Annotated in this window: 21 protein-coding genes and 2 pseudogenes; 16 read left to right on the top strand and 7 right to left on the bottom strand. The window is 68.6% G+C overall.

The window, feature by feature from the left end; translation table 11 throughout:
• Nucleotides 1-604 (bottom strand): 3-hydroxyisobutyryl-CoA hydrolase (locus A5712_RS13770; protein ID WP_197519381.1); only part of this gene is annotated, 604 nt, incomplete at its 3' end.
• Between the two features lie 239 nt (nucleotides 605-843).
• On the opposite strand from A5712_RS13770, the gene A5712_RS13775 reads away from it, so the two are divergent.
• The 3 genes from A5712_RS13775 to A5712_RS13785 all read left to right on the top strand — a co-directional run bounded on the left by A5712_RS13775 (nucleotide 844) and on the right by A5712_RS13785 (nucleotide 3,864).
• Nucleotides 844-1,680 (top strand): Bax inhibitor-1/YccA family protein, encoded by an 837-nt coding sequence (locus tag A5712_RS13775; protein WP_068105800.1) that lies wholly within the window; start codon nucleotides 844-846, stop codon nucleotides 1,678-1,680.
• A gap of 133 nt (nucleotides 1,681-1,813) precedes the next feature.
• Nucleotides 1,814-2,974: an NAD(P)/FAD-dependent oxidoreductase gene (locus tag A5712_RS13780; RefSeq protein WP_068105864.1), complete on the top strand. Its 1,161-nt coding sequence runs from the start codon at nucleotides 1,814-1,816 to the stop codon at nucleotides 2,972-2,974.
• On the top strand, nucleotides 2,971-3,864 hold the full coding sequence (locus A5712_RS13785) for an RNA polymerase sigma-70 factor (RefSeq protein ID WP_156766558.1): 894 nt from the start codon (nucleotides 2,971-2,973) through the stop codon (nucleotides 3,862-3,864). The genes A5712_RS13780 and A5712_RS13785 overlap by 4 nt, the downstream gene beginning before the upstream one ends.
• A 117-nt stretch (nucleotides 3,865-3,981) precedes the next feature.
• Here A5712_RS13785 and A5712_RS13790 read toward each other — a convergent pair whose 3' ends face one another.
• Entirely contained in the window at nucleotides 3,982-5,199 is a 1,218-nt protein-coding gene (locus tag A5712_RS13790) for an acetyl-CoA C-acetyltransferase (protein ID WP_068105808.1), read from the bottom strand.
• Between the two features lie 233 nt (nucleotides 5,200-5,432).
• Nucleotides 5,433-6,240 (bottom strand): annotated as a pseudogene (locus tag A5712_RS13795) (SGNH/GDSL hydrolase family protein); the annotation flags it as partial.
• 243 nt (nucleotides 6,241-6,483) lie between these two features.
• Between A5712_RS13795 and A5712_RS13800 the strand changes: the two are divergent.
• The 3 genes from A5712_RS13800 to A5712_RS13810 all read left to right on the top strand — a co-directional run bounded on the left by A5712_RS13800 (nucleotide 6,484) and on the right by A5712_RS13810 (nucleotide 9,862).
• The gene (locus A5712_RS13800) at nucleotides 6,484-7,563 is read left to right on the top strand and encodes an alpha/beta hydrolase (protein WP_068105814.1); all 1,080 of its coding nucleotides are present in this window, start codon (nucleotides 6,484-6,486) and stop codon (nucleotides 7,561-7,563) included.
• Between the two features lie 154 nt (nucleotides 7,564-7,717).
• Entirely contained in the window at nucleotides 7,718-9,124 is a 1,407-nt protein-coding gene (locus A5712_RS13805) for a cystathionine beta-synthase (RefSeq protein WP_068105817.1), read from the top strand.
• 84 nt (nucleotides 9,125-9,208) lie between these two features.
• Nucleotides 9,209-9,862 (top strand): RDD family protein, encoded by a 654-nt coding sequence (locus A5712_RS13810; protein ID WP_068105824.1) that lies wholly within the window; start codon nucleotides 9,209-9,211, stop codon nucleotides 9,860-9,862.
• On the opposite strand, the gene A5712_RS13815 is transcribed toward A5712_RS13810, so the two are convergent.
• Nucleotides 9,825-10,265, bottom strand: coding sequence for a low affinity iron permease family protein (locus tag A5712_RS13815; protein ID WP_068105827.1), 441 nt, complete (start codon nucleotides 10,263-10,265; stop codon nucleotides 9,825-9,827). The genes A5712_RS13810 and A5712_RS13815 overlap by 38 nt on opposite strands.
• 98 nt (nucleotides 10,266-10,363) lie before the next feature.
• On the opposite strand from A5712_RS13815, the gene A5712_RS13820 reads away from it, so the two are divergent.
• Nucleotides 10,364-11,530: a cystathionine gamma-synthase gene (locus tag A5712_RS13820; RefSeq protein ID WP_068105830.1), complete on the top strand. Its 1,167-nt coding sequence runs from the start codon at nucleotides 10,364-10,366 to the stop codon at nucleotides 11,528-11,530.
• A 72-nt stretch (nucleotides 11,531-11,602) separates the two neighbouring features.
• Here the strand turns inward: A5712_RS13820 and greA are convergent, their stop codons facing one another.
• Nucleotides 11,603-12,097: a transcription elongation factor GreA gene (greA, locus tag A5712_RS13825; RefSeq protein WP_066940885.1), complete on the bottom strand. Its 495-nt coding sequence runs from the start codon at nucleotides 12,095-12,097 to the stop codon at nucleotides 11,603-11,605.
• A 221-nt stretch (nucleotides 12,098-12,318) separates the two neighbouring features.
• Entirely contained in the window at nucleotides 12,319-12,753 is a 435-nt protein-coding gene (locus tag A5712_RS13830) for a DUF4307 domain-containing protein (protein ID WP_068105833.1), read from the bottom strand.
• A gap of 137 nt (nucleotides 12,754-12,890) precedes the next feature.
• Here A5712_RS13830 and mca point away from each other — a divergent pair, with 137 nt between their 5' ends.
• Genes mca through A5712_RS13850 form a run of 4 tightly spaced genes read left to right on the top strand, consistent with a single transcriptional unit; the run spans nucleotide 12,891 to nucleotide 16,434 of the window.
• Nucleotides 12,891-13,763 (top strand): mycothiol conjugate amidase Mca, encoded by an 873-nt coding sequence (mca, locus tag A5712_RS13835; protein WP_068105836.1) that lies wholly within the window; start codon nucleotides 12,891-12,893, stop codon nucleotides 13,761-13,763.
• A complete protein-coding gene (locus tag A5712_RS13840) occupies nucleotides 13,760-14,026 on the top strand; it encodes a hypothetical protein (protein ID WP_068105839.1) in 267 nt (88 codons plus the stop codon). Before mca ends, A5712_RS13840 begins: the two co-directional genes overlap by 4 nt.
• Nucleotides 14,013-16,028 carry a thioredoxin domain-containing protein gene (locus tag A5712_RS13845; protein ID WP_068105842.1) on the top strand — a complete coding sequence of 672 codons (2,016 nt, stop codon included), beginning with the start codon at nucleotides 14,013-14,015 and terminating at the stop codon, nucleotides 16,026-16,028. Before A5712_RS13840 ends, A5712_RS13845 begins: the two co-directional genes overlap by 14 nt.
• 22 nt (nucleotides 16,029-16,050) lie before the next feature.
• Nucleotides 16,051-16,434, top strand: coding sequence for a nuclear transport factor 2 family protein (locus A5712_RS13850; protein WP_068105844.1), 384 nt, complete (start codon nucleotides 16,051-16,053; stop codon nucleotides 16,432-16,434).
• Between the two features lie 8 nt (nucleotides 16,435-16,442).
• On the opposite strand, the gene A5712_RS13855 is transcribed toward A5712_RS13850, so the two are convergent.
• Complete coding sequence (locus tag A5712_RS13855; protein ID WP_068105848.1) at nucleotides 16,443-17,195, bottom strand: hemolysin III family protein; 753 nt, start codon at nucleotides 17,193-17,195, stop codon at nucleotides 16,443-16,445.
• Nucleotides 17,196-17,331: 136 nt separating this feature from the next.
• Between A5712_RS13855 and A5712_RS13860 the strand changes: the two genes are divergently transcribed.
• The 5 genes and pseudogenes from A5712_RS13860 to A5712_RS30250 form a co-directional block, all read left to right on the top strand.
• The gene (locus A5712_RS13860; RefSeq protein ID WP_068105852.1) at nucleotides 17,332-18,120 is read left to right on the top strand and encodes a (2Z,6E)-farnesyl diphosphate synthase; all 789 of its coding nucleotides are present in this window, start codon (nucleotides 17,332-17,334) and stop codon (nucleotides 18,118-18,120) included.
• A 42-nt stretch (nucleotides 18,121-18,162) separates the two neighbouring features.
• Complete coding sequence (locus A5712_RS13865) at nucleotides 18,163-19,545, top strand: hypothetical protein (RefSeq protein ID WP_068105855.1); 1,383 nt, start codon at nucleotides 18,163-18,165, stop codon at nucleotides 19,543-19,545.
• A 47-nt stretch (nucleotides 19,546-19,592) separates the two neighbouring features.
• Nucleotides 19,593-20,684, top strand: a complete 1,092-nt coding sequence (locus A5712_RS13870; protein WP_068105857.1) for a methyltransferase — start codon at nucleotides 19,593-19,595, stop codon at nucleotides 20,682-20,684.
• A 200-nt stretch (nucleotides 20,685-20,884) separates the two neighbouring features.
• On the top strand, nucleotides 20,885-21,301 hold the full coding sequence (locus tag A5712_RS13875; protein WP_068105861.1) for a hypothetical protein: 417 nt from the start codon (nucleotides 20,885-20,887) through the stop codon (nucleotides 21,299-21,301).
• Nucleotides 21,276-21,395: pseudogene (locus A5712_RS30250) on the top strand (type I pantothenate kinase); the annotation flags it as partial. The gene A5712_RS13875 and the pseudogene A5712_RS30250, both read left to right, overlap by 26 nt.
• Between the last annotated feature and the right edge of the window lie 76 nt (nucleotides 21,396-21,471).

The following is a 21,471-nucleotide window of genomic DNA, read 5'->3' on the forward strand; positions in this document are numbered from 1 at the left end:
CGACGATCGCCTTGGCGAACGCGTCCAATTCGTCGTGCGGGACGTAGTGGTCGGCGAATCCCATGGCGATGGCGTCGGCTGCGGAGAACGGCGCCCCGGTCAGCGCGGCGTGCAGCCCCAGCCCACCCGGCGCCCGGGACAACAGGAACGCCCCGCCGACGTCGGGAACGAACCCGATGCCCACCTCCGGCATTGCCACCTTTGAGGTTTCGGTCACCACGCGGACGCTGCCGTGCGCGCTGACCCCCACGCCGCCGCCCATCACGATGCCGTCCATCAATGACACGTACGGCTTGGCGAAGCGCCCGATCTGGCCGTCGAGCAGATATTCGTCGCGCCAGAACTTCCGGACCTCGACGCCATCCTTGCGGGCGCTTTCGTAGACGGCCACGACGTCGCCGCCGGCGCACAATCCGCGTTCGCCCGCCCCGGACAGCACGACCGCCCGCACCGCGTCGTCGGTTTCCCAACGGGTGAGCACCGCGCTCAACGCGTCCACCATCGTCTGATTCAGCGAGTTGATCGCCTTGGGCCGGTTGAGCGTGATCAACCCGACGCCGCCTTCGACCCGGGTCAGGACCTCCTCGGATTCGACAGCTGCCACGGTCAACGCCCTCGTCCTCCCAATCGCCGCCCGGTCTCGACCAGCAATCTAGATCGTCACGACCGCAGCGATCTCCGCGGGTAAGGTTTATGTTTGACCGGACGACAACAGCAGAGCCCGTTTACATAGCCGGAAACACCGAGAAAACAGCAGGTCCGTTGGGAACTAGGGCGACCCGCTGGTCGTTGAGCAGGTGTTCGCACAGCTCGAACCCATAGCCATCAAGAGAGGATCCGACGGTGCGGGAGACAAGTAACCCGGTATTTCGTTCGCTGCCCAGGCAGAGCGGGGGATACGCGCAATTCGGCACTGGCGCGGCCCAGGGCTATTACCAGGCCGACCCCTACGTGGCTCCCTACCAGGACACCAGGGCGTCTCGGCCGCTGACCATCGACGACGTCGTCACCAAGACCGGCATCACGCTGGCCGTGCTGATCGGCGCCGCGATCGTGTCCTACTTCATGGTGGCCTCCAACCTGGCCTTGGCGATGCCGCTGACCCTGATCGGCGCGCTCGGCGGCCTCGGGCTGGTGCTGATCGCCACCTTCGGGCGCAAGCAGGACAGCCCGGCGATCGTGCTCAGCTACGCGGTTCTCGAGGGCCTTTTCCTCGGCGCCGTCTCGTTCGTCTTCGCCAACTTCCAGGTCTCCAACGCCAACGCCGGCGCGCTGATCGGGGAGGCCGTTCTGGGCACCGTCGGTGTGTTCTTCGGGATGCTCGTCGTCTACAAGACGGGCGCCATCCGGGTCACGCCCAAGTTCACCCGGATGGTGGTCGCCGCCCTGTTCGGAGCGCTGTTCCTGATGCTCGGCAACTTCATCCTGGCGATGTTCCACGTCGGCGGCGGCACCGGCCTCGGCCTGCGCAGCGGCGGACCGATCGCGATCATCTTCTCGCTGGTGATGATCGGCATCGCGGCCTTCAGCTTCCTGATCGACTTCGACGCGGCCGACCAGATGATCCGCGCGGGCGCGCCGGAGAAGGCGGCGTGGGGCATCGCGCTGGGCCTGACCGTGACCCTGGTCTGGCTGTACCTCGAGATCCTGCGCCTGCTCAGCTACCTGCAAAACGACTAGCCCCGGCTCCGACGGGAAAACCGGCACGCCCGCAGGCGTGCCGGTTTTTTGTGCGCCCGCGCGATGTCACATCCGCGACCGCTGGATGCGTCTGCTGGTTGTCAGCACACATTCGCTCGCGAAAGGCAGCATCATGAAGCACATCGTGATCATCGGCGCCGGCTATGCCGGCATGGCGGCCACCACCCGCTTGGCGCGCCGGGTCAAGGGCCGCGACGACGTGCGCGTCACCCTGGTCAACCCGCAGGCTCGTTTCACCGAGCGGCTGCGCCTGCACCAGGCGGCTTCGGGCCAGCGGCTGGCCGACCTTGAGATCCCGGACATGCTCGCCGGCACGGACGTCGAGTTCGTCCAGGGCTGGGTCACCGGCCTCGACGCCGACGCGCGGACCGTCCGTCTCGACGACGAGCGCACGATCGGCTACGACACCCTGGTGTACGCGCTCGGCGCCGTCGCCGACACCGAGGTCGTGCCCGGCGTCGACGAATTCGCCTACACGCTCAACAGCGCCCACGACGCCGGATTGCTGGCCCAGCAGCTGGATCGGCTCGACGCCGGGACGGTCGTGGTCGCCGGCGGCGGTTTGACCGGCATCGAATCGGCGGCCGAGATCGCCGAGCGGCATCCCGAACTCGACGTCGTCCTGCTGAGCCGGCAGACACCCGGATCGACGATGGGCCCCAAGGCGCGCGCCCGCCTGCATGCCGGGTTGGACCGGTTGGGCGTGCGGATGCGTTCCGGCGTCGACATCGTCAAGGTCATGCCCGACGGGGTCGCCCTGGCCGACGGCGAGGTCGTCGCGGCGCGCGCGGTGCTATGGGCCACGGGCGTGCGGGTGTCGCCGCTGGCGGCCGCCGCGGGCCTGCGCGTCGACGACCGCGGCCGAATCGTCACCGATGCGGCGCTGCGCTCGGTATCGCACCCGGACGTGTACGTCGTCGGCGACGCCGCGGCGGTCCGGCAAGGCTATGGCCTCGTGCACGGCACCTGCCAGAGCGGCATCCCGACCGGTGTGCACGCCGCGGCCAACATCGTGCGGGAGCTGAAGGGCAAGCAGACCAAGCGATTCCGCTTCGGCTACATCCACCAGCCGGTGAGCCTGGGGCGGCACGACGCCGTCATCCAGTTCACCCATCCCGACGACAGCCCGTCGCGTTTCTATCTGGCCGGTCGGTGGGCCGTCGCCTATAAGGAAACGGTGAGCGCCAGCCCCTGGACGACCTACCGATTGCTCAAGTTGCTGCCCGCGCTGGGAGCCGTGACATGGCGGCGCGGCGGGGGCTTCACCCGATGAGCGCCGACGAGCAGGCGTTCGTCGAACACCGGAAACTGTTGTTCGCCATCGCCTATCGGATCCTGGGTTCGGCGGCCGACGCCGAAGACGTAGCCCAGGATGCGTGGCTGAAGTGGTCGGCGGCCGATCGGGGTCAGGTCGCCGACCCCAAGGCCTACCTATCGCGCATCGTGTCGAATCTGTCGATGGAACGACTGCGCTCGACGCGGCGCCAACGGGAGACCTACGTGGGGCCGTGGCTGCCCGAGCCGATCCTCACGAGCGAAGACACGGCCGAGGACGTCGCGGCCGCCGAATCGGTGTCGATGGCGATGCTGGTCGTGCTCGAGACGCTGAGCCCCCTGGAGCGCGCGGTGTTCGTCCTCAAGGAGGTGTTCGACTTCAGCTACGCCGAAATCGCTTCGGCCGTCGAACGTTCCGAGGCCGCGGTGCGCCAGGCGGGCCACCGCGCCCGCAATCACGTGCAGGCGCGCCGGCCCCGGTTCGAGGCCGACCGCGGCAAGAAGCGCGCGGTCACCGAACGCTTCTTTTCCGCGGCGACCGGCGGGGACATCAACGACCTCATGCAACTGCTCGCCCCCGACGTCACGCTGTGGACGGACGGCGGCGGAAAGGTGCGCCAGGCGCTGCGCCCGGTCGAGGGCATGGCCAAGGTCGCCGCCTGGCTCGCCGGTGTTACCAAGCGCCCGTACGAAGGCGTCGAAATCGCCGATATGACAGCCGAAGTCACCGACATCAACGGCGGGCCGGGCATCGTCTTCTCGGCTTCAGGCCGCGTGATCGCCACGCTCACAGTCGAACTCGACGCGGACGGGCGTATCGCCACCATCCACAACGTGGCCAACCCGGACAAGCTGCGCGCCGTCGCCGACGGGGTTCTGCGCGGCTAACGCTTTTGGTTGTGCGCTTACGGTTTTCGGTGTGCACTGACGGCGCAGCCGCTCGGCGTGTCGCCGCCCACGAGTTACACGCAAAGCCCAGGATTCACATGCAGTCGCGCGGGGCGGCTAGCTGAGCCGCTCGATCACCATCGCCATGCCCTGGCCGCCGCCGACACACATGGTTTCCAGGCCCAGCGTCTTGTCGTGGGTCTGCAGGTTGTTGAGCAGCGTGGTGGCGATGCGCGCGCCGGTCATGCCGAACGGGTGGCCCAGGGCGATCGCCCCACCGGACACGTTCAGCTTGTCCTCGTCCATGCCCAGCTCGCGCGCCGAACCCAGCACCTGCACCGCGAAGGCCTCGTTGATCTCGTACAGGTCGATGTCGCCGATCGACATGCCCGCCCTGGCCAGCGCCTTCTTGCTCGCCTCGATCGGGCCCAGGCCCATGATCTCCGGCGACAGGCCGCTGACCCCGGTGGACACGATGCGCGCCAGCGGCGTCAGGCCCAGTTCCTTGGCCTTCGTGTCGCTGGTGATGATCAGCGCGGCCGCGCCGTCGTTCAGCGGACACGCGTTGCCTGCCGTGACGGTGCCGTTGGGCCGGAACACCGGCTTGAGCTCACTGACCTTCTCGTAGGTGGTGCCCGCGCGGGGGCCGTCGTCGGTGGTGACGGTGGTGCCGTCGGGCAGGGTCACCGGGGTGATCTCGCGCTCGAAGAAGCCGCTCTTGATCGCCTCCTCGGCGCGGTTCTGGCTGCGCACTCCCCAGCGGTCCTGATCCTCGCGGCTGATGCCGGTCATGATCGCGACGTTTTCGGCGGTCTGACCCATCGCGATGTAGACGTCCGGCAGGTTTCCGTCGGCACGGGGGTCGTGCCACTCGTCGGCGCCCTGAGCCGCGGCCGCCGAACGCTCCTGGGCCTCGTCGAAGAGCGGGTTCTTGGTGTCGGGCCAGGAGTCGGAATTGCCCTTGCCGAATCGCGACACGGTCTCCACACCCGCCGAGATGAACGCGTCGCCCTCGCCCGCCTTGATCGCGTGGAACGCCATCCGGGTGGTCTGCAGCGACGACGAGCAGTACCGGTTAACCGTGGTGCCCGGCAGGAAGTCGTAGCCCAGCTCGACGGCGACGACGCGCGCCATGTTGAAGCCGGATTCGCCGCCCGGCAGGCCGCAGCCCAGGATGAGGTCGTCGATCTGGTGCGGGTTGAGCGCGGGCACCTTGTCCAGCGCGGCGCGCACCATCTGCGCGGCCAGGTCGTCGGGCCGCATGGACACCAGCGATCCCTTCATGGCGCGGCCGATCGGCGAGCGGACGGCTGAGACGATGACGGCTTCAGGCATGGTTTGTTCCCTTCCAGCGGACGCGGGCTCGCTTCCCAAGCGGGTGTTTTGTCACCCCGACGGGCTAGAACAAATCTAGTCGGTGCCGACCGGCTGGGAATCAGACGGGGCGGGGGACCCGGCGGCCGGGCGCCGCCACAGCCGCGTCACGAGGGTCAACCGCGCGGGGGACTCGTCGAGCCTCGGTGGGACGACGGCGACCGGAACGCCCGGCGTCGGGCTCTCGACCTCGATGCCCAGCGCGTCGCACACCGCGTCCAGCAGCGCCTCGGCGGCCAGCGCGTACGCGGTCGGCGAGGGGTGGAAGCCGTCGGCGGAGAACATCTGCTCGGGCGCGGTCCGGAATTGGGGTGCCAACAGCTGCGCCATCGGGACCGGCACGCCGCCCGCCCCCCGGACGGCGGCGGTCTGGGCGCGGGCGAGCTGCGAAGTCCGCGCGTGCGCCAGCGAGCGAAGCGGCTGCGGGATCGCACTGATGACACCCAGATCGGGGCAGGTGCCGACGATCACCACCGCGCCGCGGGAACGCAGCTTGCGCACGGTCAAGGCCAGCCGTTGCGCCGACTGGCTGATGCCGTTGAGGGCCGTGACGTCGTTGGCCCCCAGCATCATCACCGCCACGTCCGGCGGCGGGCCGGCCACGAACATCGCGTCGACCTGGCCGGCGACACCCTTCGACGTGGCGCCGACAATGGCCTTGGTACTCAGCCGGACGACCTTGCCCGCCCGCTCGGCCAGCCCGCGGGCGATCAGCACGCCGGGGACTTCCTCGGCGCTCATGCAGCCGTATCCGGTGGCCGTCGAGTCGCCGAAGATCATCAGGTGCAGGTCGGCCGTCATGCCGCGCTGCCACCGCTGCACCGGCCCGCCGCCGGCGGTGTACACGCCGTCGGCGCGCGGCGGGATGTCCCACGCCTTCGGAATGACGGTGCGCGTGTGCGCCGCCTGGCCAACCAGCAGGTTGCGTGCGCCGAGATAGGCAGTTCCCGTCGAGGCGAGCGCGCCGGCTGTGGCCAGGGCGATCGTCGAACGACGCGGCACCCGAATGGTCACAGGGCCAGTTTAGTTCGGCTCACGGGTTTGCGCGGGCGGCTTATGAACAATGTGGTCACGTTGTGAATCAAATGTGGTATCGAATCAGATTCTTCAAACGTTCTACTCAGCAAAGGCTGTCAAGCTAAGTTTCAAGGGTTGGCTGAACGCCCTGGAGAGTGGGCTGAACCGGACGCTTGGCTGCCTCGTCACATGCTGTATCGGACTACAACGCCGTAGGAAGTGTTGAGCATGACCGCACCTAGCAAGGTATCCGGTTCCCCCCGGAATACCGTTCGGCCACATGAGGTTCTCAAGCGACGTAGAGTTGAGGCACGCAGATTTGCCATCAGCGACGGCGCACCGGTCGAGGTACTCGAGTCCGGTCCCAGCGTTGCTGCGCGGGTAGCTAACCTCGCATCCCGGCTCACCATCCGGCCGGTCCTTTCCGTCGGCAGCCACGTTCCCAACCTGCCGTGGCCGTGGGGTCTCATCGACGTCGCGGCCCGGGTCCTGCTCCCGGTCTCCGCCACCGTCCGCGAGACGGTGAACTTGCCCAATGCTTCCGCGCAGCTGGTGCGCGCCCCCGGGGTGCTGCCCGCGGACGGCACCCGCCGGGTGATCGTCTACCTGCACGGCGGCGCGTTTCTGACCTGTGGAGCAAACTCGCACGGGCGGCTGGTCGAGACGCTGTCGAAGTTTGCTGACTCGCCGGTGCTGGTGGTCAACTACCGGCTGTTGCCCAAGCACTCGATCGGCATGGCCCTCAACGACTGCCACGACGCGTACCAATGGTTGCGCGAGCGTGGCTACGAGCCGGACCAGATCGTGCTCGCCGGCGACTCGGCGGGCGGATACCTCGCGCTGGCCCTGGCGCAACGCCTGCAGGAGGAAGGGCACGGCGACTCCGATATGCCCGCTGCGCTCGTAGCGATCTCGCCACTGCTGCAGCTAGCAAAGGAATGCAAGCAGGCGCACCCCAACATCAAGAGCGACGCGATGTTCTCCGCGAACGCGTTCGACGCCCTCGTCGCATTGGTTGCTAGCGCCGCCGAAAAGAACATCGTCGACGGCAAACCCGAAGAAATCTACGAGCCCCTGGAGCACATCAAGCCCGGCCTGCCGCGGACGCTCATCCACGTTTCCGGATCCGAGGTGTTGCTGCACGACGCGCAGTTGGCGGCGTCGCGGTTGGCGGCGGTCGGGGTGCCGGCCGAGGTGCGAGTCTGGCCCGGCCAGGTCCACGACTTCCAGCTGGCCGCGCCGCTGGTTCCGGAGGCGATCCGTTCGCTGCGCCAGATCGGCGACTACATCCGCGAGGCCACCGGCTAGCGCGACGACGGCGAGCGCCGGCACGGCGCGAGTAAGGAGTCGCGCAATCGGACCTAGCGCGACGACGGCGAGCGCCGGCACGGCGCGAGTAAGGAGTCGCGCAATCGGACCTAGCGAGTGTGCGCCGCGCGAAACCGCCTGAGACGATGAACGCATGCGGATCGCGCAGCACATCAGTGACCTCATCGGGGGAACGCCGCTGGTTCGGCTGAACTCAGTCATTCCCGACGGCGCCGGCACCGTGGCGGCCAAGGTGGAATACCTCAATCCCGGCGGCAGCTCGAAGGACCGGATCGCGGTGAAGATGATCGACGCCGCCGAGGCCAGCGGGCAGCTCAAGCCCGGGGGCACCATCGTCGAACCCACGTCGGGCAACACCGGCGTCGGCCTGGCTTTGGTGGCCCAGCGGCGCGGGTACAAGTGCGTGTTCGTCTGCCCCGACAAGGTCGGCGAGGACAAGCGCAACGTGCTGCTCGCCTACGGCGCCGAGGTGGTCGTGTGCCCGACGGCGGTGCCGCCCGACCACCCGGACAGCTACTACAGCGTCTCGGACCGGCTGACCCGGGAAATCGAGGGGGCCTGGAAGCCGGACCAGTACGCCAACCCGGAGGGACCGGCCAGCCACTACGCCACCACCGGCCCGGAGATCTGGGCCGACACCGACGGCAAGATCACCCATTTCGTCGCCGGGATCGGCACCGGCGGGACGATCACCGGCGCCGGGCGCTACCTCAAGGAGGTGTCCGGCGGCCGCGTCAAAATCATCGGAGCCGACCCGGAAGGCTCGGTTTACTCGGGTGGCAGCGGTCGGCCATACCTGGTCGAGGGTGTCGGCGAGGACTTCTGGCCGGACGCCTACGACCGCACCGTTCCCGACCAGATCATCGCGGTGTCGGACTCCGACTCGTTCAACATGACCCGGCGGCTGGCCCGCGAGGAGGCGATGCTGGTCGGCGGGTCGTGTGGGATGGCGGTGGTCGCCGCGCTCAAGGTGGCCGAGGAGGCCGGACCCGACGCGCTGGTCGTGGTCCTACTGCCCGACGGCGGGCGGGGCTACATGGCGAAGATCTTCAACGACGCGTGGATGTCGTCGTACGGGTTCTTGCGCGCGCGCCTCGACGGGTCGACCGAGGAGTTCAGCGTTGGCGACGTGCTGCGCCGCAAGTCCGGTGAGCTGCCCGACCTGGTGCACACCCATCCGTCCGAGACGGTGCGCGACGCCATCGGCATCTTGCGCGAGTACGGGGTGTCGCAGATGCCCGTGGTCGGCGCCGAGCCGCCGGTGATGGCCGGCGAGGTCGCGGGCAGCGTTTCCGAACGTGAGCTGCTGTCCGCCGTCTTCGAGGGCCGCGCCAAGCTGGCCGACGCGGTCGCGCAGCACATGAGCCCGCCGCTGCCGATGATCGGCGCCGGTGAGCTGGTCAGCGCGGCGGGCAAGGCACTGCGCGACTGGGACGCGCTGATGGTGGTGGAGAAGGGCAAACCGGTCGGGGTGATCACCCGGTACGACCTGTTGGGATTCCTGTCGGAGGGGCCCCGCGGATCCACGGGCCGGCGTTAGCGCGGCGCGCTTAAACCGCTTAGCCAAGCCGGCCCGAGGTACTGTAATTCGGCCTGATTCAGCTAACGCAGTGGAGGGTTGCCCATGTCCGATCAACCGTCGCCCGGCGAGTCCTACCCGCCGCCCCCTGGGGCCGGTGGCCAACAAGCCTCTCCGCCCCCTCCGCCGCCCCCGGCCGGCGGTTCCTACCCGCCGCCACCCCCGTCGTCAGGCGGATACGCGCCGCCCCCGCCCGGACCGGCGATCCGCGCCCTGCCGACGGAGTCCTACACCCCGTGGGTCACCCGGGTGCTGGCGTATCTCATCGACAACATCCCGGCCGGCATCCTGGTCGGCATCGGCGCGCTCATTCAGGCCCTCACGACGCAACAGTCGTGCGTCAGCGACATCACCCAGTACAGCGTCAACCAGTACTGCGTCAACCAGCCCAGCGGCATCGGCACGATGGCGTTCTGGTTGACGTGGCTGGCCGCGGTGGCCTACCTGGTCTGGGACTACGGCTACCGCCAGGGCGTCACCGGCTCGAGCATCGGCAAATCGGTGATGAAGTTCAAAGTGGTCAGCGAGGTCACCGGCCAGCCCATCGGTTTCGGGATGTCGGTGGTGCGCCAGATCGCGCACTTCGTTGACTCGCTCATCTGTGGCCTCGGCTACCTGTTCCCGCTGTGGGACGCCAAGCGGCAAACCTTGGCGGACAAAATCATGACGACCGTGTGCCTGCCGATCGAAGAGGGCTGAGCCGCCCCAGGTCAGACCGGGAGCCCATCCATATTTCCGAGCCGACCGCCTCGCCCAACGCGGCGCGGTGCCGCTGAAGGCGTGGCGGCTGCCCGTCCAGTTCACCCGTCAGGTATTGCAGCGCGTCGGCGATCGCGTTGAGCTTGTGCTGCATCGCGCGATTGCTGCGCGACTGGGTGTTCTGCAGCAACGCGACGAGCAGGAACGTGATGATGTTCGTGACGGTGTTGATGACCAGTTGCCAGGTATCGACCGTGGGCAGCGCCCAAATGGTGGGTATCCACGCGACCACCACCAGCACGCAGATCGCGAAAAACGAAGGCCTGGAAACCCATTCGCCCGTATAGGTCGCGCAGCGATCGAAAAGGGACAGCTCGGTCCGGGTGGCGCCGTCGTCGGGCATGGTGGTTCTCCCTGGCTGGTCATCGCATGGGGACGACGACGAGTACCCCCGCCACCGATTTTCATGCCCGATCGGGGCTGTCACTAGGCTGAGCGTCGATGAGCGAGGACCGTAGCGCAGACCACAAGTTCAAGGGATTGGCCACCAAGGCCATCCACGCCGGGTACCGGCCGGATCCGGCGACCGGGGCGGTGAACGCCCCGATCTACGCCAGCAGCACGTTCGCCCAGGACGGCGTCGGCGGCCTGCGCGGCGGATTCGACTACGCGCGCACCGGCAACCCGACCCGGGATGCGCTGGAGGCCTCGCTGGCGGCCGTCGAGGAGGGCGCCTTCGCGCGCGCGTTCGGGTCCGGGATGGCGGCCGGCGACTGCGCGCTGCGGGCGATGCTGCGGCCCGGCGACCACCTCGTCATCCCCAACGACGCCTACGGCGGCACCTTCCGGTTGATCGACAAGGTGTTCACCAAGTGGGACGTCTCGTACACGCCGGTGGCGCTGTCCGACCTGGACGCCGTCGAGGGCGCGATCACCCCGCACACCCGGCTGATTTGGGTGGAAACACCGACCAACCCGTTGCTGACCATCGCCGACATCGCCGCGATCGCGGAGATGGGCAAACAAAACTCCGCGAAGCTGTTGGTGGACAACACCTTTGCTTCGCCGGCGCTGCAGCAGCCGCTGACGCTGGGCGCCGACGTGGTGCTGCACTCGACCACCAAATACATCGGCGGCCACTCTGACGTGGTGGGCGGCGCGCTCATCACCAACGACCAGGAGTTGGACGACGCGTTCGCCTTCCTGCAGAACGGGGCGGGCGCGGTGCCGGGACCGTTCGACGCCTACCTGACCATGCGTGGCCTGAAGACCCTGGCGCTGCGGATGCAGCGGCACAGCGAAAACGCTTGCGCGGTAGCCGAATTCCTCGCCGAGCATCCCTCGGTGAGCGCGGTGCTGTATCCGGGTCTGCCCGGGCATCCCGGCCATGAAGTCGCCGCGCGCCAGATGCGCGACTTCGGCGGCATGGTCTCGGTGCGCATGCGCGGGGGCCGGCAGGCCGCCGAGCAGCTGTGCGCCCGAACCGAGGTGTTCATCCTGGCCGAGTCGCTGGGCGGCGTCGAGTCGCTGATCGAGCTGCCCAGCGCCATGACGCACGCGTCGACGGCCGGCTCGCAACTCGAAGTGCCCGACGACCTGGTGCGGCTTTCGGTCGGCATCGAGGACGAAGCCGACCTGTTGGCCGACCTCGAACAAGCGCTGGCTTAGCCCGGCCACCAGACGCAAAATCGCATACTCAAGGCAGATTGAGTGCGAGTCCGCGTCTGCTCGCGCAAAACGCTACGAGTGGTACGGCTCCGCGCTGACCAGCGTGACCTCGACGGTGTTGCCGTTGGGCACCTGGTAGCTGCGGGTCTCGCCGACCTTGGCGTCGATCAGGGCGCCGCCGAGCGGTGAGTTGGGCGAGTACACCTCGAGCTTGCCGTCGTTGACGCCCTCCTGGCGGGTGGCGATCAGGAACGTCTCGCTGTCGGACTTGTCGCCGTTGTAGTAGACCTTGACCACCGAGCCGGGCAGCGCGACGCCGGACTGCTTGGGCGCCTCGCCGACCTTGGCGTTGTTGAGCAGGTCCTGCAGTTGGCGGATGCGGGCCTCCTGCTGGCCCTGCTCTTCGCGGGCCGCGTGGTAGCCGCCGTTCTCGCGCAGGTCGCCCTCTTCGCGGCGGTCGTTGATTTCCGCGGCGATGATCGGACGATTCGCGATCAACTGGTCGAGCTCGGCCTTGAGTCGGTCATGTGACTCCTGGGTCAGCCAGGTCACCTGAGTATCCGTCATCTCGTCGTCCTCGTATTTCTTTCTCGTTTCGCGTATTCGCGCAAGCTTTTGCACCCCGCTGCCGGGGGTATCCGGGTCCCCGCCCCGGCTACCGCCGCTCCGTTCTTCCGACGGCCTTTAATGCAGCAATACACGGTCCCTAGGGGAACCGTGCATTCATCCATGTTACCACCGCGCAAACAGATGATGACTCAATATTCGCTGTTCGTCTTATCGTGCGGTCAGGCCGGACGCAGGTAAGCGGGCACATCGGTGCCGCAACCGTAGATGTCGGCCATCACCGGGGGTCGGACGGATTTAACCGTCGTCGTCACCTGCACCGTGGCCTGGTCGGACGGACCCACCAGCACTTCGCGCCGGCCGGTCTCGCCGCCGTCCTTGGCCCGGACCCGCACGATGCAGTCAACCGGGCGCGACGGGTCGGATCGCGTCACGCTGATCGTTACCGACGCCGTCTCGTTGTCGATCAACTGGTAGCCGGCCAGCGAGCCGGTGACGTCACTGGTCCCGAGCCGCTGGTAGCCGACGACCGCGACGACGACGCCGACGGCGACGACCAGCACGGCCAACCCGATGGCCACCCGGCGCCGGGACACGCGCGACAGTCGCGATCGCCCGTAGCGGACCTCGGGGCGCGGAGGGGAAGTTTCGGTCATGCCTGGGTATGCCTGCAGTGGTGGTTGCCGGCCGCCGGCCGACGGGATGCAACGATCGGAACTGGAATTATAAGGTCGCTTCTAGCACTTCTAGCCCTTCGGGGGCGACCGGCGAACCGACTCGGACAAGGGGGCACGTGAGCGAACTGCGGTTGATGGCGGTGCACGCCCACCCCGACGACGAGTCGAGCAAGGGCGCGGCCACCCTGGCCCGCTACGCCGACGAGGGTCACCGGGTTTTGGTGGTGACGCTGACCGGCGGCGAGCGCGGCGAGATTCTCAACCCGGCGATGGACCTGCCCGATGTGCTGGAACACATGGCCGAAATCCGCCGCGACGAGATGGCGAAGGCGGCGGAAATCCTCGGTGTGGAGCACAGGTGGCTCGGCTTCGTCGACTCCGGCCTGCCCCAGGGCGATCCGCCGCCGCCGCTGCCCGAGGGCTGCTTCGCGCTGGTGCCGCTGGAGGAACCCGTCGGGGCGCTGGTGCGCGTGATCCGCGAGTTCCGGCCGCACGTGATGACCACCTATGACGAGAACGGCGGCTACCCCCATCCCGACCACATTCGCTGCCACCAGGTTTCCGTCGGCGCGTTCGAGGCCGCCGGCGACTACGCCCGCTTCCCGGACGCGGGCGAGCCGTGGACGGTGTCCAAGCTGTACTACAACCACGGCTTCCTGCGGGCGCGGATGCAGCTGCTGCACGACGAGTTCGTCAAGCGCGGCCAGGAGGGGCCATTCCAAAAGTGGCTCAAGCACTGGGATCCCGAGCGTGATCCGTTCGAGTCCCGGGTGACGACGCGGGTCGAGTGCTCGGCGTATTTCAGCCAGCGCGACGACGCCTTGCGTGCACACGCCACCCAGATCGACCCGAACGCCGAATTCTTCGCCGCTCCCATCGAGTGGCAGCAGCGGCTCTGGCCGACCGAGGAATTCGAGCTGGCCCGCTCCCGCGTCCCGGTCAAGCTGCCCGAGGACGACCTGTTCGCCGGGATCGAGGACGACGGGTGACGCATCATCTCCTCCGGGTCATTGCCGACGCCCCGCACAACCATGGGCCCGACTTCGGCAAGGCGAGCCCGGTCGGGCTGCTTGTCGTCGTGCTGCTGCTGATCGCGACCCTGTTCCTGTTGCGTTCGATGAACCGGCAGCTGAAAAAGGTCCCCAAGACGTTCGATCCGGAGCACCCCGAGCCCGATCAGGCCGCCGACGAGGGCACCGACACGGTTGGCGAGAACCCCGACCAACCGGGACACCGCGATGAGCCCGGCTGAATCCGGCGCAACGAACACCCTCGGCCTGGCCACCAGCCCGTATCTGCGCCAGCACGCCGATAACCCGGTGCATTGGCAGCAGTGGACGCCGCAGGCGCTGGCGGACGCGGCGGCGCGCGACGTGCCGATCCTGCTGTCCATCGGCTACGCCGCGTGTCACTGGTGTCACGTCATGGCCCACGAATCGTTCGAGGACGACGAAGTGGCCGCGGCGATGAACGCGGGGTTCGTCTGCATCAAGGTCGACCGCGAGGAGCGGCCCGACATCGACGCGGTGTACATGAACGCGACCGTGGCGCTCACCGGGCACGGCGGATGGCCGATGACGTGTTTTTTGACGCCCGACGGCCGACCGTTCTTCTGCGGCACGTATTACCCGAAAGACGGCTTCCTGCAACTTCTTTCGGCCGTGTCCGCGACCTGGCGGGACCGCCGCGGCGAGGTCGAGGAGGCCTCCGACCACATCGCCGGTGAGTTGCGCAAGATGGCGGGTGGACTGGCCGCCGGCGGGCCCGACGTGGACCCGCGGCTGTGTGACCACGCCGTCGCCTCCGTGCTCGCCGACCAGGACACCGTGCACGGCGGGTTCGGCGGCGCCCCCAAATTCCCACCCTCGGCGATCCTCGAGGCACTGCTGCGCAACCACGAGCGCACCGGGTCGCCGGCGGCGCTGGAGGCGGTCACGCGCACGGCCCACGCGATGGCCCGCGGCGGCATCTACGACCAACTTGCCGGCGGCTTCGCCCGCTACAGCGTCGACAATGCTTGGGTGGTACCGCATTTCGAGAAGATGCTGTACGACAACGCGTTGCTGCTGCGCGCCTACGCCCATTGGGCGCGGCGCACCGCAGACCCGTTGGCCCGCCGGGTCGCCAGCCAGACGGCGACGTTCCTGCTCGACGAGCTGGCCGACGGCGACATGTTCACCTCGTCGCTGGACGCCGACGCCGACGGCCGCGAAGGCTCGACCTACGTCTGGACGCCGGCGCAGCTGACCGAGGTGCTCGGCGCCGACGACGGCCGTTGGGCCGCAGAGCTTTTCGCGGTCACCCCGTCCGGCACCTTCGAGCACGGCAGCTCGGTGCTGCAGTTGCCCGCCGACCCCGACGACCCGCAACGGGCCGAACGGGTCCGCGCCGCGCTGCTGGCCGCGCGGCTCACCCGCGCGCAGCCGGGGCGTGACGACAAGGTCGTCACGTCGTGGAACGGCCTGGCCATCACCGCGCTGGCGGAGGCCAGCGTGGCGTTGGACCAACCGGAGTTGGCCGCTGCGGCAAGGCGTTGCGCCCTTTCGCTGCTGGGGCTGCACGTCGTCGACGGACGGTTGCGGCGCGCCAGCCTGGGCGGGACGGTCGGGGACAGTCCGGGCATCCTCGAGGACTACGCGATGCTGGCCACCGGTCTGCTTGCGGTGTACCAGCTGACCGCCGAGGCGTCGTGGCTGACGACGGCGACCGGCTTGCTGGACACAGCGCTGCGCCACTTCGCCGACCCGCAGCGTCCCGGCCGCTGGTTCGACACCGCCGACGACGCCGAGCAGCTGGTGCTGCGGCCCGCCGACCCGCTGGACGGCGCCACGCCGTCGGGCGCGTCGTCGATCACCGAAGCGTTGCTGACCGCGGCGCACCTCGTCGACGGGGAACGCGCGGAGCGGTACCTACGGGCGGCGGGTCAGGCCCTCGCGGCGCACTCGCTGCTGCTGGAGCGCGCGCCGCGGTCGGCCGGGCATTGGCTGGCCGTCGCCGAAGCCGCGGTGCGCGGGCCGCTGCAGATCGCGGTCGCCTGCGACCCGTCACGTTCCGCGCTGCTGGCCGAAGCGCGCCGGCTGGCGCCCGGCGGGGCGATCGTCGTGGGCGGCGCGCCGGAATCGTCGGCGCTGCTGGCGGGGCGGGACCGGGTCGGCGGCGCCGACGCCGCCTACGTGTGCCGCGGCCGGCTGTGCGACCTGCCGGTAACCGGGGCGGCCGAACTGGCCGCGGCCCTGGATGTTTCGGGACCGTAGCCGGGAGGCTACCCTGCGTCCCATGCCGAACGCCCCGGACCGGGTCCACGCGATCACCGACACCGTCAACCGCTACATCGAGCTGGTGGCCAAGGGCAGCGCCGACGAGCTGGTGGACTTGTACGCCGACGACGCGACGGTTGAGGACCCCGTCGGCGGCGAGGTACACATCGGTCGCCAGGCGATCCACGGCTTCTATTCCGCGGTCAACGACGTGCAGCGCGAATGCGAGTTGGTGTCACTGCGGGTGGCCGGCAACGAGGCGGCGTTCCAGTTCCGCCTGACCGTCACCGCGGGGGAGCACCGGATGGTGATCGAGCCGATCGACGTGATGGTTTTCGACGACCGCGGCAAGGTCACCGCGATGAAGGCCTACTGGTCGGCGGCCGACGTCACGCAGGTGTAGCCGGACCGTCAGGCCGGGTTGCCGACGTAGAAGACCGCGAACCACATCGCGATGTAGTGCAGGATTGCCGCGATCGCCGTGAAGGCGTGGAAGAACTCGTGATAGCCGAACGTCTTTGGCCACGGGTCCGGCCAGCGCAGCCCGTAGAGCAGGCCCCCGATGCTGTAGAACGCGCCGCCGACCGCGAGCAGCACCATCGCGGCGACCCCGGCGACGTGGATGATGGTCGGCGCATACCAGACCGCCACCCAACCGAGCAGCAGGTACAGCGGGACGCCCACCCAGCGCGGCGCCGTCGGCCAGCACACCTTCAGCACGACTCCGGCCAGCGCGCCGCCCCACACGATCCACAACACGGTTCGCCCGTCCTCGGGCGGCATCGCCAGCATCGCGAACGGCGTGTAGCTGCCGGCGATGAACAGGAAGATCATCGAATGGTCGAGCCGCTTCATCAGGTTGCGGCTCTTGCCGGATTTCCAGTTGACGCGGTGGTAGGTGGCGCTGACCGCGAACATCGCCACGGTGGCCAGGGCGTAGGCGAACGTCGTCAGCCCGGCGCGGGTGGACGCCACCGCCCACGACACCGAGACCAGACACGCGCCGCAGACGATCGCCAGCCACGCCGAATAGAAGTGGATCCAGCCGCGCATGCGGGGCTTCGAAATGGCCTCGGCGGCACCGTCGACGAGCTGTTCGACGGGATTGCCAGGCGCGATCGCCTCGGGCTCCGGGTTGGTGGGCGTGCTGGTCTTGCTGCTCATGTCTCCCTATTGCCTCGCCTTGCGGCCATTGAAACCAACAGTAACCGCGAATGATCACGACACGCTGCTGGACGTGCGGTGGGCTTGCGCAAATCCACCACGGAATTTGTGGTCGCTCACAGTAGGGTAGAGCTTCGTGGAGATCATCCCGCCGCGGCTCAAGGAGCCGTTGTACCGCGTCTACGAGCTGCGGCTGAGGCAGGGTCTGGCGGCCTCCAAGTCCGAACTTCCCCGGCACATCGCGGTGCTGTGCGACGGGAACCGGCGCTGGGCGCGCAACGCGGGTTACGACGACGTCAGCTACGGCTACCGGATGGGCGCCGCCAAGATCGCCGAGATGCTGCGCTGGTGCCAAGAGGCCGGAATCGAGATGACCACGGTGTACCTGCTCTCCACCGAAAACCTGCAACGCGATCCCGACGAGCTGGCCGGCCTGATCGAGATCATCACCGACGTGGTCGAGGAGATCTGTGCCCCGGCCAATCGCTGGAGCGTGCGCACGGTCGGCGACCTCGGGCTGATCGGCGAGGACCAGGCCCGCCGGCTGCGCGACGCGGTGGAGTCGACGCCGGCCGTCGCGCCGTTCCACGTCAACGTCGCCGTCGGCTACGGCGGCCGCCGGGAGATCGTCGACGCGGTGCGCGCGCTGCTGAACAAGGAACTCGCCAACGGTGCCAGCGCGGAGGAGCTGATCGACGCGGTGACGGTCGACGGCATCTCCGAAAACCTTTACACCTCCGGGCAACCCGACCCCGACCTGGTGATCCGCACCTCGGGGGAACAGCGGCTGTCGGGATTTCTGCTGTGGCAGAGCGCCTATTCGGAGATGTGGTTCACCGAGGCGCACTGGCCCGCGTTCCGCCGCGTCGATTTCCTGCGCGCGCTGCGTGACTACAGCCAGCGGCATCGGAGGTACGGCAAGTAGCAGCGGGTCGGCACGCATCAGACCCCGTGCCAAACTGGATACATGGCTGCGCTGTCGGCGGTGGTGTTCACGCTGAGCGGGTGGCTGGGGTTGTATCTGCTGGCCCGCGATCCGCGTAAGCCGGTGCTTGTGCTCGCGGCGATCGGGCTGTGTGGCTTCGCGCTGGTGGTGGCACTGGACGCGATACGCACGGCGAGCGCCCATCATCTCGCGGTGCTCAGCCGGTTCGAGATCTATCTGGCCGCAGTGCCCAGCATGGCGTGGTTCGCGGTGCTCGTCGAGCTGTCGCGGCCGGGCGACCGCTGGCGTGCGCGCACCGGTGAGTTGCTGCTCATCGGCGGTGTCGGCGCGCTGATCCTGCTGGGTGCGGCGCTGGCCGGCAGCGTCGAAGGGCCGCTGCGGCCGGGTCACCTGCTGATGATGGCGGTCATCTCGACGTCGACGTTGGGGGCGATGGTCGTCGCCGTTCGGCGGCGCGCCCAGCCGACCCCGGTCGTCGGCACGGTCGTCGTTGCGACCCTGTTCTTCGCGCTGGCCAACGCCATCCTGATCATCCCGTTGGGCATCGTCCCGAGCTGGCTGGCCCTGGCGTCGACCGGTTGCGACGTCCTGACGCTCGGCGTGGCGGTGGCGCTGTGGGACGCCTTCGACGAAGGCCAGGCACTGCGCGCCGACATGCTGCGCTCGTTCGCCGGTTCGATGGTCGTGGCCGTGTTGTTCGGCGGCCAGGCGCTGATCGGCCTGGCCGTGACCCGACGCGAGCCCACCGCGCAGACCGTGCTCACGGTGCTGCTGTTCACCACACTCGCGATCGCGATCGCGGTGCAGGTCCTGGCCGATCCGCTGGCCGGCGTACTGGACCGGCTGGCCTTCTCCAGGTCGCCCACCCTGCGCGCCGACCGGGCCGCGTTGCGGCACACCGGCGCGGCGCTGCCGCTGCGCTCGGCCGATCCCCGCAAGGACCTTCAATACATCGATGACGAAACCTTCGCCCGGCTCACCCGTCGCGCGCTCGGCCACTATGCCGACCTGACCAAGCTGGTCGCCAGCCCGCTGACCGCGTTGCCCGTGATCGACGAGCGACTGGCCGCGCGCGGCGCGCCCGATCACCCGTTGGAACGGGCCAACGAGCTGAAAGCCGTTCTCGCCGACGGCATCGCCCGGCTCAAACCCCGCGACGCCGGCGACTTCGGAACCACCGAGGAGTGGCGGTACTACAACTCGCTGTACTTCCCGTACGTCGTCGGGGTGCGCGCGTACGCGCAGAACGCCACCGCGGCCGGCCTGGACCCCACCGCGCGGCAGGCCTGGCAGTGGCTGGTCACCGAGGTGCCGCAGCGTTCGCTGCACAACTGGCAAAACGCCGCAGCCCGGCTGATCGCGGCCGATCTGCGCGAGCGTGTCAGCTTGGCGCGACGGGCGTAACGCCGCAGGTTACCCTCGCGGAAGGTATTCCGACGCAAGGGGCGTTCATGGCTTCATCCAGGATTCCGCCGGCAAAGGCTGTCCGGGTCATCGAGGCGGCCAGGTATTTTCTGAGCCGGCTCCACGCCCGCACCTTCCCCGCGCCGGCCGTGCTGATGGAAATGGTCATGAACGCCTGGGTCGCGCAGGCGATTACCGCCGCGGCCGACCTCGGCATCGCCGACGCTTTGGCGGACGGGCCGCTGTCGGCCCAGGAGCTTGCGGTCGCCGTTGATGCCGACGCCGACGCGTTGGCCCGGCTGCTGCGGGCCCTGATCTCGCGCGGGATCTTTCGCCAGCGCCGCGACGGCCGCTACGAGCTCACTCGGCTGGCGCAGCCACTTCGTCGTGACGCCGACGTTTCGCTGGCGGCGTGGGCCAGGTGGATGGGTTCGCCCGAGAACCGTGACCATTGGAGCCACCTGAGCGAAAGTCTTCGGCACGGCGAGTGCGTCGCCTGCCAGGCGCGCGGCCAGTCCCTGTTCGAATTCCTGGCCGGCCAGCCCGAGCTGCAGGAAGTCTTCAACCAGGCCATGACCGGCGTCTCTGAGATCTCGATCGCGCCGCTCGTCGCGGCGTACGACTTCACTCCGTACGACACCATCGTCGACGTCGGGGGTGGCCGCGGCCGGTTGCTGGCCGCGATGCTGACCGCCGCGCCGCGGGCGCGTGGCGTCCTGTTCGACCAACCCCATGTCGTGATCGACGCGCCGGCCGAACTTCGCAAACACCGGGTGTTGGACCGGGTTCGGATCGCCGAGGGATCGTTCTTCGACGACGACATACCCGCGGGCGGCGATGCGTATGTGCTCAAGAACGTGATTCACGACTGGCCCGACGAGCAGGCCGTGCGCATCCTGTCCAACGTGCGCGCGTCGTCGGCTGCCGGCAAGCACCTGCTGCTGGTCGAACTCGTGATTCCGGCGCACCGCCGCGAGTTCGCGGGCAAGTGGCTGGACCTGGAAATGTTCGTCAGCGCCACCTCGCGTGAGCGCACCGCGGACGAATACGGTCGGCTACTCGCGCGCTCCGGGTTTCAGTTGAATCGCGTGGTGGAGACGGTCTCGCCGTTCAGCGTCGTGGAGGCGATCGCCGTCTAGTCTCCCGGCGACCGATCGCGCCATCGACCCCACGATTTGTGACACGTGTGGAACTAATTGGTCCGGTACGGGAATAGCCGAGCGAAATCGCTGGTCATTCTGCGCATGGCAGCAACTGGCAGCGCCATGGGTCGATGTGGCAGTGCTTGAGCGGCACGCTCAAACCAGTTCGACCCCTCGCCACCGCTAGGAGTAATCACATGACCGCCGTTTCTGGCATTCCGACCCGCCCCCTGTACGACTCGACCGACTCGCTGCTGCGTTTCGCCATGCGCGCCGACGCCACGTTGACGGGCCTGTGCGGCTTGGCCGTCGCCTTCTTCGCCGACCCAATCTCGTCGATGACGGGACTCACGTCGGGCCAGGAATACGCGATGGGCGCGTTCTTCGTGCTCGCCGGCCTCGTCGTGTTCAGCCTCGCGGCGGCGCCGAACCTGCGCCGCGTCGGGATCGGCATCATCGTGGCCAACGTCGTCTTCACGCTCGCCGCGATCGTGGCCGCCGGAGCCGTGCCCGTGTTGACCGCAACCGGGGTGGCCGCCACGCTGGCCACCGGCGTCTACACCGCGGCGTTCGCCGGTCTGCAGTACCTGGGAGTGCGTCGCCTCGCGGCCTAACTTGTCCGCGCGTCCGGCCCGGTCCCGCGCCACCCTGGTGTTGCGCAAGGACGCCGACCATTCCATCAATCGGCTGCGGCTGCGCAAGCTGTAGCGCGGGACCGGGCCGGACGCGCGGACAAGTTAGGCCGCGAGGCGACGCACTCCCAGGTACTGCAGACCGCCGAACC

Origin of the sequence: Mycobacterium sp. E2327, from assembly GCF_001672675.1 — a bacterium.
GTDB lineage: Bacteria > Actinomycetota > Actinomycetes > Mycobacteriales > Mycobacteriaceae > Mycobacterium.